The 13,334-nt window shown below is 73.6% G+C and carries 9 protein-coding genes; 4 read left to right on the forward strand and 5 right to left on the reverse strand.

What is annotated here, in order from left to right; genetic code table 11:
- Positions 1–47: 47 nt before the first annotated feature.
- From AC07B0_RS07575 to AC07B0_RS07595, 5 genes are all read right to left on the reverse strand, one after another.
- Positions 48–500 (reverse strand): MarR family winged helix-turn-helix transcriptional regulator, encoded by a 453-nt coding sequence (locus AC07B0_RS07575; protein ID WP_467290453.1) that lies wholly within the window; start codon positions 498–500, stop codon positions 48–50.
- A gap of 126 nt (positions 501–626) precedes the next feature.
- The gene (gene lon / locus AC07B0_RS07580; protein ID WP_356875680.1) at positions 627–3,023 is read right to left on the reverse strand and encodes an endopeptidase La; all 2,397 of its coding nucleotides are present in this window, start codon (positions 3,021–3,023) and stop codon (positions 627–629) included.
- Between the two features lie 138 nt (positions 3,024–3,161).
- Positions 3,162–3,926 carry a DUF4097 family beta strand repeat-containing protein gene (locus tag AC07B0_RS07585; protein ID WP_469376826.1) on the reverse strand — a complete coding sequence of 255 codons (765 nt, stop codon included), beginning with the start codon at positions 3,924–3,926 and terminating at the stop codon, positions 3,162–3,164.
- 96 nt (positions 3,927–4,022) lie between these two features.
- Positions 4,023–4,925, reverse strand: coding sequence for a sulfurtransferase (locus AC07B0_RS07590; protein WP_469376824.1), 903 nt, complete (start codon positions 4,923–4,925; stop codon positions 4,023–4,025).
- A gap of 113 nt (positions 4,926–5,038) precedes the next feature.
- Positions 5,039–6,358, reverse strand: coding sequence for a glycosyltransferase family 39 protein (locus tag AC07B0_RS07595; RefSeq protein ID WP_469376822.1), 1,320 nt, complete (start codon positions 6,356–6,358; stop codon positions 5,039–5,041).
- A gap of 363 nt (positions 6,359–6,721) precedes the next feature.
- Here AC07B0_RS07595 and AC07B0_RS07600 point away from each other — a divergent pair, with 363 nt between their 5' ends.
- The 4 genes from AC07B0_RS07600 to AC07B0_RS07615 all read left to right on the forward strand — a co-directional run bounded on the left by AC07B0_RS07600 (position 6,722) and on the right by AC07B0_RS07615 (position 13,324).
- Positions 6,722–7,084 (forward strand): hypothetical protein, encoded by a 363-nt coding sequence (locus AC07B0_RS07600; protein WP_469376820.1) that lies wholly within the window; start codon positions 6,722–6,724, stop codon positions 7,082–7,084.
- Between the two features lie 214 nt (positions 7,085–7,298).
- A complete protein-coding gene (locus AC07B0_RS07605) occupies positions 7,299–8,039 on the forward strand; it encodes a response regulator transcription factor (RefSeq protein ID WP_356875690.1) in 741 nt (246 codons plus the stop codon).
- Positions 8,036–9,166 (forward strand): HAMP domain-containing sensor histidine kinase, encoded by a 1,131-nt coding sequence (locus tag AC07B0_RS07610; RefSeq protein ID WP_467290441.1) that lies wholly within the window; start codon positions 8,036–8,038, stop codon positions 9,164–9,166. Before AC07B0_RS07605 ends, AC07B0_RS07610 begins: the two co-directional genes overlap by 4 nt.
- Before the next feature lie 258 nt (positions 9,167–9,424).
- On the forward strand, positions 9,425–13,324 hold the full coding sequence (locus tag AC07B0_RS07615) for a multifunctional oxoglutarate decarboxylase/oxoglutarate dehydrogenase thiamine pyrophosphate-binding subunit/dihydrolipoyllysine-residue succinyltransferase subunit (RefSeq protein WP_467290439.1): 3,900 nt from the start codon (positions 9,425–9,427) through the stop codon (positions 13,322–13,324).
- The last annotated feature ends 10 nt before the right edge of the window (positions 13,325–13,334 follow it).

The raw sequence follows: 13,334 nt of genomic DNA on the forward strand, positions 1-13,334 counted from the left end.
GGCCGGGTCGGACCCGCCCCGCCGGGCCGGCCCGCACGCTCGCCGGCTCACTCCTCGCCGGAGTTCAGCTGGTGCAGGAGCCTGGCGAGTTCGGCCACCTCGCCCCGGTCCCAGTCGGCGAGCTTGCGCATGTACTGCTCGCGGCGGGCCCCGCGGACGCGCAGGAACCGCTCCCGGCCCTCCTCCGTGAGCCCGACGAGGAAGGCGCGGCCGTCGGCGGGGTCCGGCTCCCGGGCGACCAGGCCCAGCACCTCCAGGGCCCTCAGCTGCCGGCTCATGGTGGCCTTGCCGACGCCGAAGTAGGCGGCGAGCTCGGTGGCCCGCTGCCGGCCCGCCGCCTCCAGCCGGACGAGGAGCCCGTACGCGGCGGGCTCCAGCTCGGGGTGGAGGGCGCGGGCCATCTCCCCGGAGGAGGCCCGGGCACGCCGGAGGAAGACGGACAGCTCCCGCTCCAGGGCGAGGAACTCCTGGTCTTCACTTCCGTGCACGTCCGCTCCCATCGGTGGTGTGTGGCACCTCTGTACGAGGCCACCTCTCAGGGGGCCCAGTATTTCGCAGCGGGCGCGGCGGGGGCCCGGGGCCCCGCCGAAGCGGGTTCCCGGGCCCCCGGGCGGAGTCGTGGCCGGTCAGGCGGCCTTGGTGAAGGAGACCTCCGCCCCGGCGAGGGCCAGTTCCAGGACCTGGCGCACGTCCGTCACCGGGTGCACCTCCAGCCCCTCCAGCACCTCGGCCGGGACGTCGTCCAGGTCGGCCTCGTTCCGCTTGGGGATGATCACCGTGGTGAGTCCGGCCCGGTGCGCGGCGAGGAGCTTCTGCTTGACCCCGCCGATGGGCAGGACCCGTCCGGTCAGGGAGACCTCGCCGGTCATGGCCACGTCGGTGCGGACCTGGCGCCCGGAGAGCAGTGAGGCGAGGGCCGTCGTCATGGTGATGCCGGCGCTGGGGCCGTCCTTGGGAACCGCGCCCGCCGGGAAGTGGATGTGGACGCCCCGGTCCTTGAGGTCGGCGACGGGGAGTTCCAGTTCCGCTCCGTGCGAGCGCAGGAAGCTGAGGGCGATCTGCGCCGATTCCTTCATGACGTCGCCGAGCTGGCCCGTGAGGGTGAGTCCGGCGGCCCCGGTCTCGGGGTCGGCGAGCGAGGCCTCCACGAACAGCACGTCCCCGCCGGCTCCGGTCACGGCCAGGCCGGTGGCCACGCCGGGCACGGCGGTGCGCCGCTCGGCCGGGTCCTGTGCGGACTCCGGGACGTGGTGCGGCCTGCCGATGAACGTCCGCAGGTCGTCGGGGCCGATGGTCAGCGGCAGTTCCCGCTCCCCCAGTTCGTGCTGGGCGGCCACCTTGCGCAGCAGCCGGGCGAGGGACCGCTCCAGGGTGCGCACGCCCGCCTCGCGGGTGTACTCGCCCGCGAGCTTGCGCAGGGCCTCTTCTTCCAGGACGACCTCGTCGGCGCCGAGGCCGGTCCGCTCCAGCTGGCGGGGCAGGAGGTGGTCACGGGCGATGACGACCTTCTCGTCCTCGGTGTAGCCGTCGAGGCGGACCAGTTCCATCCGGTCGGCCAGGGCCTCGGGGATGGCTTCCAGGACGTTGGCGGTGGCCAGGAAGACCACGTCGCTGAGGTCCAGTTCGACCTCCAGGTAGTGGTCCCGGAAGGTGTGGTTCTGCGCCGGGTCGAGGACTTCCAGGAGGGCGGCGGCCGGGTCCCCGCGGAAGTCGGAGCCGACCTTGTCGATCTCGTCGAGGAGGACGACCGGGTTCATGGACCCCGCCTCCTTGATGGCGCGGACGATCCGGCCGGGCAGCGCGCCGACGTAGGTGCGGCGGTGGCCGCGCACCTCGGCCTCGTCCCGGACGCCGCCGAGCGCGACGCGGACGAACTTGCGGCCCATGGCGTGCGCGACGCTCTCGCCGAGCGAGGTCTTGCCGACGCCCGGAGGGCCCACGAGGGCCAGTACGGCGCCGCCGCGGCGGCCGCCGATGACGCCGAGGCCGCGTTCGCCGCGGCGCTTGCGCACGGCCAGGTACTCCGTGATGCGGTCCTTCACGTCGCTCAGCCCGGCGTGCTCGGCGTCGAGGACCGCCCGGGCGCCCTGGATGTCGTACTCGTCCTCGGTGCGCTCGTTCCAGGGCAGTTCGAGGACCGTGTCCAGCCAGGTACGGATCCAGGAGCCCTCCGGGCTCTGGTCGCTGGCCCGTTCGAGCTTCTCGACCTCCTTCAGGGCGGCTTCGCGCACCTTCTCCGGCAGGTCGGCGGCCTCGACGCGGGCCCGGTAGTCGTCGGACTCCTCGCCGTCCTTCTCTCCGTTCAGCTCGCGCAGTTCCTTGCGGACGGCCTCCAGCTGGCGCCTGAGGAGGAACTCGCGCTGCTGCTTGTCGACCCCGTCCTGGACGTCCTTGGCGATGGACTCGGCGACGTCCTGCTCGGCGAGGTGGTCGCTGAGGAGGCGGACGGCGAGGCGGAGCCGGGCGACGGGGTCGGCCGTCTCCAGCAGCTCCACCTTCTGGGCGACGGTCAGGAAGGGGGAGTAGCCGGAGTTGTCGGCGAGCGCGGAGACGCCCTCGATCTGCTGCACCCGGTCCACGACCTGCCAGGCGCCGCGCCTCTTGAGCCAGCTGGTGGCCAGCGCCTTGTACTCGGTGACGAGCTCGGCGACGGCACCGGGCAGCGGGTCGGGCACGTGCTCGTCCACGGTCTCGCCCTCCACCCACAGGGCGGCGCCGGGGCCGGTGGTCCCGGCCCCGATGCGGACACGGCCGCGGCCGCGGATCAGGGCGCCGGGGTCCCCGTCGGAGAGCCGGCCGACCTGTTCGACGGTCCCGAGCACGCCGGTGCCCGCGTACGTCCCGTCGATCCTCGGCACGAGCAGCACGCGGGGCTTCCCGCTGCCCGCCGCCGCCTGCGCGGCCTCGACGGCGGCGCGTACCTCGGCGTCGGACAGGTCCAGCGGAACGACCATCCCCGGCAGCACGACCTCGTCGTCCAGCGGCAGCACGGGCAGGGTGAGCGATACGGACGTCGAAGCCATGATCTTCCCTCCGGCAGTGAACTTGAGCTATGCCGACTCAATGCACGTGAGTCCCCTGTTGTTCCCCAACGCCCGTTCGCCGGGGGCGAACGGGCGGCGGACGGGTGGCGGACGGGCGCAGGGCGGAGGCAGGGGCCGTCAGGAGAGGGCGGCCTCGATGTCGCCCGAGGTCGTTTCGAGGCGCAGCCGGGAGGGCGCGTCGGGGGTGAGGGGGAGGGTGATGTCGCGGTCACCGGAGCGGGTCGCCGCGTCCAGTCGGTACGGGGCCCGCAGGACCAGCAGGGTGAGGTCGCCCGAGGTGGTGACGGCGCTGACCGAGGCCGGGGCCGTCACGAAGGCCAGGCGGGCGTCGCCCGAGTCGGAGCGGACGTCGGCCTCCGGGCCGGACAGCGCCTCGGCAGTGATCGTGCCGGAGGAGGTACGGATCTTCAGCGGGCCGGCGATCCGCCGGGCCCGCACGTCCCCGGAGTCCGAGGTCAGCTCGGCGGCCGCGACCCCCGTGACCTCGATGCGGCCGCTGGAGTTGCCGACGGTGACCTTCGCGGAGGCGGGGACCTCCAGGCGGTAGTCGGTGTAGCAGCTGTCCGCGCAGCCGGCGGTGAAGGTGAGGACGCCGCCGGACACCCGCTGGGTGGGGGTGGGCGCGGTGTCACCGCGGAAGTGCACGGTCCGGTGGATCGTGACCCCGGGGCCGGTGCCCGGGGTCACCTCGACGGAGCCGTGCCGTCCGTCCGCGATCTCGACCGCCGTGACGGCCTCGGTCACGGTGGCGTCGGCGGTGGCGGTCTTCATCCGCGTCACCGTCCCGTCGACGGCGCAGCCCGCGAGGAGCAGGAGGACGGCGGCCGCGGTGGCGCCAACCGTCTTACGGGCGAGCAGGGCTGAGGTCGTGTCGGATGCCATGTCGCCAGTCTGGTGAGCCCGGCCCCGCCCCGCGCTGGGGCCGGTACCCGAGCCCGGGGTGGGGTTATCCCCCGGGGGCACGCCCGGGCCGGCCGGTCAGTCCGCGGCCGGGCCGGTCTCCACCGGGCGGCGGGCGGCGGGGTCGCCCCATTCGCTCCACGAGCCGTCGTACACCGCCAGGTCCCGGTACCCGGCCAGGGTGGCGCCGAGGGCGAGCACGCACGCGGTGACCCCGGAACCGCAGCTGAAGTAGAGCCGCTCCCGGCCCCGGGTCAGCGGTGCGAAGGCCGCGCGGAGTTCGTCCGCCGGGCGCATCAGACCGTCGGGGCCCCGGAGGTCCCCGAAGGGCAGGTTCACCGCGCCCGGCATGTGGCCGCCGCGCAGGCCCGGGCGCGGCTCCGGAGCGGTGCCGGCGAAGCGTTCCCGGGTCCGGGCGTCGAGTACGGCGGCGGCCGGGTCGGCCAGGGCCGCCGAGACGGTGTCGGCGTCGACCAGCAGTCCGGGGCGCGGCCGGGCGGTGAAGGAGCCGTACGGGCCTCCGTAGGCGGGGGCGGCCTCCTCGACGGGCAGGCCGGCGGCGGTCCAGGCGGGCAGGCCGCCGTCCAGGACGGCCACCCGGTCGAAGCCCGTCGCGCGGAGCATCCACCAGGCGCGGGCGCTGGAGTAGGTCCCGGCGGCGTCGTAGACGACCACGGTGTCCGTGTCGTCGACGCCGAGGGCGCGCATCGCCCCGGCGAACTCCTCGGCGCCGGGCATGGTGTGCGGGGCGGTGGCGGTGTGGTCGGACAGGGCTCCGTCGAGGTCGAAGGGCCGGGCTCCCGGAATGCGGCGCTCCGCCCCCCGGTGCGCCCCGACGGAGGCGTCGAACACCACCAGCCCGGGCGTCCCGAGCCGCTCGGCGACCCACCCCGCCCCGACGAGCGGCCCGGGCGGCCGCGGCCCGACGGGGGCGGCCGACCCTGCGGCGGGCCCGGGCGGGGGGTCGAGCGGCGCGGTCATGAGCGGCTCCAGGGGGTCGGCGGGGCGGCCGGGTCGCGGCGCGGCGCCCGCTGCGTGGTGTGGCGTGGTCCGGTCATCCTCGCGCACGCAACGGCCGCCCGGGCGGCGGGGTTTCAGCCGCAGCCGCCCGGCCGGGCGTAGAGCGCGACGCGGGCCCCGCGGAGCGGGGTCACCGAGCACAGTTCGAAGGAGGCGGCCAGGGTCTCGCGCTTCGCCGCCTCGTGCGGGTACGGGTCCAGGGGCTGCCCGGCCGGGTCCAGCAGGGCGATGACCCGCGGGGAGGCGGCCAGCGCCGCCCGGACGGCGTCCGCGGTGCGCTCGGTGCCCTGGAGGCTGCGCGAAGCCGCCGGGGAACGGTCCAGGGCGACGTCGCGCAGGCCCCCGTACACCTCGGGCGAGGACAGCAGCCACTCCCGCCGCCGGGCGGGCATGAACAGCACGGCGTCCCCGGGCCGGGCCCGCTCCCGGACGGTGGCGGCCACCGCGAGCACGTCGTCCTTGCGGCTGTCCGGGGTCCGCAGCCACGCCGACCAGGTCCCGAACGGCACGAGCAGCGCGGCCACCAGCAGCCACGGCCACGGGCCCCGCGCCCGCGCGAGCCGCGCCCCGGCGAGCAGGGCGAGCCCGGTGAGGGAGTAGAGGACGTACCGGTCGACGTACCAGGGGTGGACGAGCGAGACGGCGATCAGCAGCCCGGGCGGCAGCAGGGCGAGCGGCACGGCGACCCGTACCAGGTCCCGCTCGCCGGCCGGCGGCCGCCGCGCGAGCAGCAGCACCGCGGCCGCCACCACCCCGTAGGCCGCCCAGTCCTGCCAGGAGGGCCGTCCGAGCCAGCCCAGTTGCTGCCGCGCCTGCCCGGCGCTCACCGCCGCGAGCGGCAGCAGCCCGGCCACGACCGCCGCGGCGCTCCACCGCCAGCCGCGCGAGCGCCACGCGGTGGGGGCGTGCGCGAGCAGGGCCAGTACGGCGAACTCGTGCAGCCAGCAGCCCAGCAGCAGCACCGGCGCGTACGCCGCCCACCGCCCCCGCAGCATCAGGTACGTCGCCCAGACCACGGCGGCCGCGACCAGTGCGTACGAACGTCCCTCCTGGGCGTACGCCTGTACGGGCGGCAGTACGGCGTAGGCGGTGCCGGCCCACAGCGCGGCCCGCTCCCCCGCCAGCCGGTGCGCCACCGCGGCCACTCCGGCCGCCGCGAGGGCCGTCGCGGCGACGGAGGGGAGCCGCAGTGCCCACAGGCCGCCGTCCCACAGGCCGAACACCCCGTGCATCAGCAGGTAGTAGAGGCCGTGCACGGCGTCGACCTGGCCGAGGAGTTCCCACAGCCCGGCCGGGGGACGGTGGGCGACCTGCCAGGTGACGGATTCGTCGCGCCACATGCTGCCGCCGCCGGGACCCCGTTCCAGGCCCCACGCACCGAGGAGCAGGGCCACGGCCGCGGGGACGACGCGCCAGGGGGCGATGCGGCGGATGACGGCCTCCGGATGCTTTCCGACGGGGGGCGGGGGACTCCATACTCGGGGTTCGGCCCGAACCCCGCGGAGGTGGGTGTGCGAACGTTCCGTGCGACGGCGACGGCGAGGGCTAGGGCGAGGGCGAGGGCGGCGAGCGCGGCGGTGACGGCCGCGGCGGCCGTGGCGGCCGGTGCGGTGGTCCTGGCCGGGTGCGGCTCCGGCGGCGGGCGGCCGCCCGACGGCGCCGGCCCCGCGCCGGGCCCGGGCGTCCCGGCGGCCACGGCGACGCCCTCCCCCGGACCGGCTTCCCCGACCGGACCGGCCCGGACCCCTCCCCCCGGCATGCCCACGCCCCCGGCGGACGACGAGACCCTCGTCCGGGTGTCGCGCACCGGCGGCTACGCGGGCCGCACCCACACCCTGATCGTCAAGGGCGACGGCTCCTGGACCCGGCTGGACGGCGGGGCCCGCCCCGAGGGCTCCGGGAAGCTGCCGGCGGAGGGGCTGGAGGCGCTGCGCACCGCGCTCCGCGAGGCCGGACTGCCCCGCCTGCCCCGGGTCACGATGTCCGACCGGCCCGTTTTCGACGGTTTCGTGTACTCCTTCACGCACGACGGCACCGAGGTGGCCTGCGACCAGTCCTCGCTGACTCCGGGCCTGACGGGGGTCCTGGACGCCCTCCCCCGCTTCGACCCGGAGACCTGACGTACGGACAGGTCGGTGAGGTGCGTCACCGGAGCCCGCCCGCCGGGCCGGACCCCGCGGAAGGGCGGAAGGGCGGTGTGCGCTGCACGGGCGCGCCCGCGGCGGGCCGCGCCGGGACGCGGAACCCGGCGGTCCCTGTCCGAACCCCGCATAGCCGCAGGCCGTGGGCTCCTCTACGCTGCACCCCATCACGCGGGATCTTCAGGGGCGGGACATGGAACAGACACACACCACCCACAGCGGCGCCGCGGCCACCCCAGGCGCCCAGCGGCGCGTGCTCGTGGTCGAGGACGACCGCACCATCGCCGACGCCATCGCGGCCCGGCTGCGCGCCGAGGGCTTCCAGGTCCAGGCGGCGTACGACGGTCCCGCCGCCGTGGCGGCGGCCGAGAGCTGGCTGCCCGAGCTGCTGGTACTGGACGTCATGCTGCCCGGCTTCGACGGGCTGGAGGTGTGCCGCCGGGTCCAGGCGCAGCGGCCGGTCCCGGTGCTGATGCTCACCGCGCGTGACGACGAGACCGACATGCTGGTGGGCCTCGGGGTCGGCGCCGACGACTACATGACGAAGCCGTTCTCGATGCGGGAGCTGGCCGCGCGGGTCCACGTGCTGCTGCGGCGGGTGGAGCGGGCCACGCTGGCCGCGCACGCCCCGCGCGGGGCCACCCTGCGCCTCGGCGACCTGGAGATCGACCACGCGCAGCGCCGGGTCCGGGTGCAGGCGGAGGACGTGCACCTGACGCCGACCGAGTTCGACCTGCTGGTGTGCCTGGCGGGGACGCCGCGCGCGGTGCTCTCGCGGGAGCAGCTGCTGGCCGAGGTGTGGGACTGGGCCGACGCGTCCGGGACCCGTACGGTCGACAGCCACATCAAGGCCCTGCGCCGGAAGATCGGGGCGGAGCGGATCCGTACGGTCCACGGCGTCGGGTACGCCCTGGAGACCCCGGCCCAGGCATGAGCGCGGGCAGCTCGCCGCGCGAGCCGGGTCGGCGTGCGGGTCAGCGGGTTCCCGCCCAGCGGCCCGCGGGCGGGCTGCGCCCGTACTCGCCGTTCTCGATCAAGACGAAGCTCGGCACGCTCGTCGTGGTCTCGGTGTTCATCACCACGGGCCTGCTGCTGGTGGCGTTGCGCACGGACACCGAGCTGCGGTTCATCACGGTCTTCTCGGTGATCGCGTCGATGCTGATCACCCAGTTCGTGGCGCACGGTCTGACGGCGCCGCTGGACGACATGACGCGGGTGGCGCGGGCGATCTCCGAAGGGGACTACACGCGCCGGGTGCGCGGGGCGGGGCGCCGGGACGAGCTGGGCGATCTGGCCTCGACGATCAACCTGATGGCGGACGACCTGGAGGCGGTGGACAGGCACCGTAAAGAACTGGTCGCGAACGTCTCGCACGAGCTCCGCACGCCGATCGCGGCGCTGCGGGCGGTGCTGGAGAACGTGGTGGACGGGGTGTCGGCCGCCGATCCGGAGACCATGCGGACGATGCTGAAGCAGACGGAGCGCCTGGGCCGGCTGGTGGAGACGCTGCTGGACCTGTCCCGGGTGGACAACGGGGTGGTGCCGCTGCGGGCGCGCCGCTTCGAGGTGTGGCCGTACCTGTCGGGGGTGCTGAAGGAGTCGGGGCTGGCGGCGGCCGGGCGGCCGGGGCTGACCACCGGTTCGGGCGGGCACACCCGCAACGACGTGCACCTCCACCTGGACGTGTTCCCGCCGGACCTGACGGCGCACGCGGACGCGGAGCGGCTGCACCAGGTGGTGGCGAACCTGATCGACAACGCGGTCAAGCACAGTCCGCCGCACGGCCGGGTCACGGTGCGGGCCCGGGCCGGGGAGGCCCCCGGGAGCCTGGCGCTGGAGGTCCTCGACGAGGGGCCCGGGATTCCGGAGGCCGAGCGGCACCGGGTCTTCGAGCGGTTCAACCGGGGGGCCGCGCGGGGCGGCGACGGGGGCACGGGGCTGGGGCTGGCCATCGCCCAGTGGGCCGTCGGCCTGCACGGAGGGGGCATCGGCGTGGCCGAATCGTCACGAGGTTGCCGAATCCTTGTCACTCTTCCGGGCAGCTCACCGGCTCCGTCTTGACGTAGGGTTCGAGTGGGAAGGACATGATCTCGGCCACACGTGCCCGGGGTCGTCAGGGGTGCGAAGCCAAGGGGGCCGCAACCTGGTTGTCGGCTACCCGAACCACGCTTGTTTCCCGCCATTCCAGGCGGCGAAACCCGCCGTTCGGTGTGACCTGCACGACGGAAGTCCCGCCCGGCCTGCATTGCGCGGCCAGGGAGGCGTAGCCTTTATTCCCGCTGTCCATACCTTGTGAAGCGGAAGAGGGCGGTTGCCGCCGTGTCGCCACAGTCCCCCAGTAACCCGAGCACCACGACCGAAGCAGCAGAGGGCGGGAAGACCCCTGCCTCAGGCTTCGGCGCGAATGAGTGGCTCGTCGACGAGATCTATCAGCAGTACCTCCAGGACCCGAACTCGGTCGACCGGGCCTGGTGGGACTTCTTCGCCGACTACAAGCCGGGGGGCGCTGTCGCTCCGGTGAAGTCGGACAGTCCCGAGAAGCCCGCGACGACGGGTGGCGCCTCCGCACAGGCCGCCACGCCCGCCGCCGGGGTCCCGCAGGCCACCGACGCCGCCGCCACGGGGGCGGCGGGCGCCGCGCCCGCGACCTCCGCCGCGCCCACGCCTGTGTCCGCTCCTGCCCCTGCTCCTGCCACCCCCTCTGGTGCCCCTGCTGTGACTGTCACCCCTCAGGCCCCGGCCGCCGCACCGGCCGCGCCTGCTCAGGCCCCGGCCGCCCCGGCTGCCGCTCCCGCCGCTCCCGTAGCCGCCCAGAAGGCCGCGCCCGCCACCGAGGCCCCCGCGGGCCCCGAACTGGTGACGCTCCGCGGCCCGGCTGCTGCCGTCGCCAAGAACATGAACGCCTCCCTGGAAGTGCCGACGGCCACGTCCGTCCGCGCCGTCCCGGTGAAGCTGCTGTTCGACAACCGCATCGTCATCAACAACCACCTCAAGCGCGCCCGGGGCGGGAAGATCTCCTTCACGCACCTGATCGGCTACGCGATGGTGCAGGCCATCAAGGCCATGCCGGCCATGAACCACTCCTTCGCGGAGAAGGACGGCAAGCCGACCCTGGTCAAGCCGGAGCACATCAACTTCGGTCTCGCGATCGACCTGGTGAAGCCCAACGGCGACCGCCAGCTCGTCGTCGCCGGCATCAAGAAGGCCGAGACCCTCAACTTCTTCGAGTTCTGGCAGGCGTACGAGGACATCGTCCGCCGGGCCCGCGTCGGCAAGCTGACGATGGACGACTTCACCGGCGTCACCGTCTCGCTGACCAACCCCGGCGGCCTGGGCACCGTGCACTCCGTGCCCCGTCTGATGCCCGGACAGTCGGTCATCATGGGCGTCGGCTCCATGGACTACCCCGCCGAGTTCCAGGGCACCTCGCAGGACACCCTGAACAAGCTGGGCATCTCCAAGGTCATGACCTTGACCTCGACCTACGACCACCGGGTCATCCAGGGCGCGGCCTCCGGCGAGTTCCTGCGCATCGTCGCGAACCTGCTGCTCGGCGAGAACGGCTTCTACGACGACGTCTTCGAGGCGCTGCGGATCCCCTACGAGCCGGTCCGCTGGCTCCGTGACATCGACGCCTCGCACGACGACGACGTCACGAAGGCCGCCCGCGTCTTCGAGCTGATCCACTCCTACCGGGTCCGCGGCCACGTCATGGCCGACACCGACCCGCTGGAGTACAAGCAGCGCAAGCACCCCGACCTCGACATCACCGAGCACGGCCTCACCCTGTGGGACCTGGAGCGCGAGTTCGCGGTCGGCGGCTTCTCCGGCAAGTCGATGATGAAGCTCCGCGACATCCTCGGCGTGCTGCGCGACTCGTACTGCCGCACGACCGGCGTCGAGTTCATGCACATCCAGGACCCGAAGCAGCGCCGCTGGATCCAGGACCGCATCGAGCGCCCGCACTCCAAGCCGGAGCGCGAGGAGCAGCTGCGGATCCTGCGCCGTCTGAACGCGGCGGAGGCCTTCGAGACCTTCCTGCAGACGAAGTACGTCGGCCAGAAGCGGTTCTCGCTGGAGGGCGGCGAGTCCGTCATCCCGCTGCTCGACGCCGTCATCGACTCGGCCGCCGAGGCCCGCCTCGAAGAGGTCGTCATCGGCATGGCCCACCGCGGCCGCCTGAACGTGCTGGCGAACATCGTCGGGAAGTCGTACGCGCAGATCTTCCGCGAGTTCGAGGGCAACCTCGACCCGAAGTCGATGCACGGCTCCGGCGACGTCAAGTACCACCTGGGCGCCGAGGGCACCTTCACCGGCCTGGACGGCGAGCAGATCAAGGTCTCGCTCGTCGCGAACCCCTCGCACCTGGAGGCGGTCGACCCGGTCCTGGAGGGTGTCGCCCGCGCCAAGCAGGACGTCATCAACAAGGGCGGCACGGACTTCACCGTCCTTCCGCTGGCCCTGCACGGTGACGCGGCCTTCGCGGGCCAGGGTGTGGTCGCCGAGACGCTGAACATGTCGCAGCTGCGCGGCTACCGCACCGGCGGCACCGTGCACGTGGTCATCAACAACCAGGTCGGCTTCACCGCCGCCCCGGAGTCCTCGCGTTCGTCGATGTACGCGACCGACGTGGCCCGCATGATCGAGGCGCCGATCTTCCACGTGAACGGTGACGACCCGGAGGCCGTGGTCCGCGTCGCGCGGCTCGCCTTCGAGTTCCGCCAGGCGTTCAACAAGGACGTCGTCATCGACCTCATCTGCTACCGCCGCCGCGGTCACAACGAGTCGGACAACCCGGCGTTCACGCAGCCGCTGATGTACGACCTGATCGACAAGAAGCGCTCGGTGCGCAAGCTGTACACCGAGTCCCTCATCGGTCGCGGCGACATCACGCTGGAAGAGGCCGAGCAGGCGCTCCAGGACTTCCAGGGCCAGCTGGAGAAGGTCTTCGCGGAGGTCCGCGAGGCCGCGACGGCTCCGGCCGCCGGCGCCCCGGTGACGCCCGCGCAGACCGCGCAGGAGTTCCCGGTCGCCGTGAACACCGCGATCTCGCAGGACGTGGTCAAGCGGATCGCCGAGTCCCAGGTCAACATCCCGGAGAACGTCACCGTCCACCCGCGTCTGCTGCCCCAGCTGCAGCGCCGCGCGGCGATGATCGACGAGGGCACCATCGACTGGGGCATGGGCGAGACCCTCGCCTTCGGTTCGCTGCTGATGGAGGGCACCCCGGTCCGGCTGTCCGGCCAGGACTCCCGCCGCGGCACCTTCGGCCAGCGCCACGCGGTCCTCATCGACCGGGAGACCGGCGAGGACTACACCCCGCTGCTCTACCTGTCGGACGACCAGGCCCGCTACAACGTCTACGACTCGCTGCTCTCCGAGTACGCGGCGATGGGCTTCGAGTACGGCTACTCGCTGGCCCGTCCGGACGCACTGGTCCTCTGGGAGGCCCAGTTCGGTGACTTCGTCAACGGCGCGCAGACCGTCGTCGACGAGTTCATCTCCTCGGCCGAGCAGAAGTGGGGCCAGACCTCCGGCGTCACGCTGCTGCTGCCGCACGGCTACGAGGGCCAGGGCCCGGACCACTCGTCCGCGCGTCCCGAGCGGTTCCTCCAGATGTGCGCGCAGGACAACATGACGGTCGCGATGCCGACCCTGCCGTCGAACTACTTCCACCTGCTGCGCTGGCAGGTCCACAACCCGCACCACAAGCCGCTCATCGTCTTCACCCCGAAGTCGATGCTGCGTCTGAAGGCCGCGGCGTCGAAGGCGGAGGAGTTCACGACCGGTTCGTTCCGTCCGGTCATCGGCGACAGCACGGTGGACCCGAACGCGGTCCGCAAGGTCGTCTTCTGCGCGGGCAAGGTCTACTACGACCTGGAGGCCGAGCGCGAGAAGCGCGGCATCACGGACACGGCGATCATCCGCATCGAGCGGCTGTACCCGCTGGCCGGCGCTGAGCTCCAGGCCGAGATCGCCAAGTTCCCGAACGCGGCGAAGTACATCTGGGCGCAGGAGGAGCCGGCGAACCAGGGTGCGTGGCCGTTCATCGCGCTGAACCTGATCGACCACCTCGACCTGGCGGTCGGCGCGGAGGTCCCGGCGGGCGAGCGCCTGCGGCGGATCTCCCGTCCGCACGGCTCGTCCCCGGCGGTCGGTTCCGCGAAGCGCCACCAGGCGGAGCAGCAGCTCCTGCTGAACGAGGTCTTCGAGGCGTAGTCACCGCGCC

It is taken from the genome of Streptomyces sp. NPDC044704 (genome assembly GCF_056433525.1).

Bases quoted from the DNA above. Each gene is read 5' to 3' on its own strand.
- AC07B0_RS07575 (WP_467290453.1), bottom strand. From the start codon at position 500: ATGGGAGCGGACGTGCACGGAAGTGAAGACCAGGAGTTCCTCGCCCTG.
- lon (WP_356875680.1), bottom strand. From the start codon at position 3,023: ATGGCTTCGACGTCCGTATCGCTCACCCTGCCCGTGCTGCCGCTGGAC.
- AC07B0_RS07585 (WP_469376826.1), bottom strand. From the start codon at position 3,926: ATGGCATCCGACACGACCTCAGCCCTGCTCGCCCGTAAGACGGTTGGC.
- AC07B0_RS07590 (WP_469376824.1), bottom strand. From the start codon at position 4,925: ATGACCGCGCCGCTCGACCCCCCGCCCGGGCCCGCCGCAGGGTCGGCC.
- AC07B0_RS07600 (WP_469376820.1), top strand. From the start codon at position 6,722: ATGCCCACGCCCCCGGCGGACGACGAGACCCTCGTCCGGGTGTCGCGC.
- AC07B0_RS07605 (WP_356875690.1), top strand. From the start codon at position 7,299: ATGGAACAGACACACACCACCCACAGCGGCGCCGCGGCCACCCCAGGC.
- AC07B0_RS07610 (WP_467290441.1), top strand. From the start codon at position 8,036: ATGAGCGCGGGCAGCTCGCCGCGCGAGCCGGGTCGGCGTGCGGGTCAG.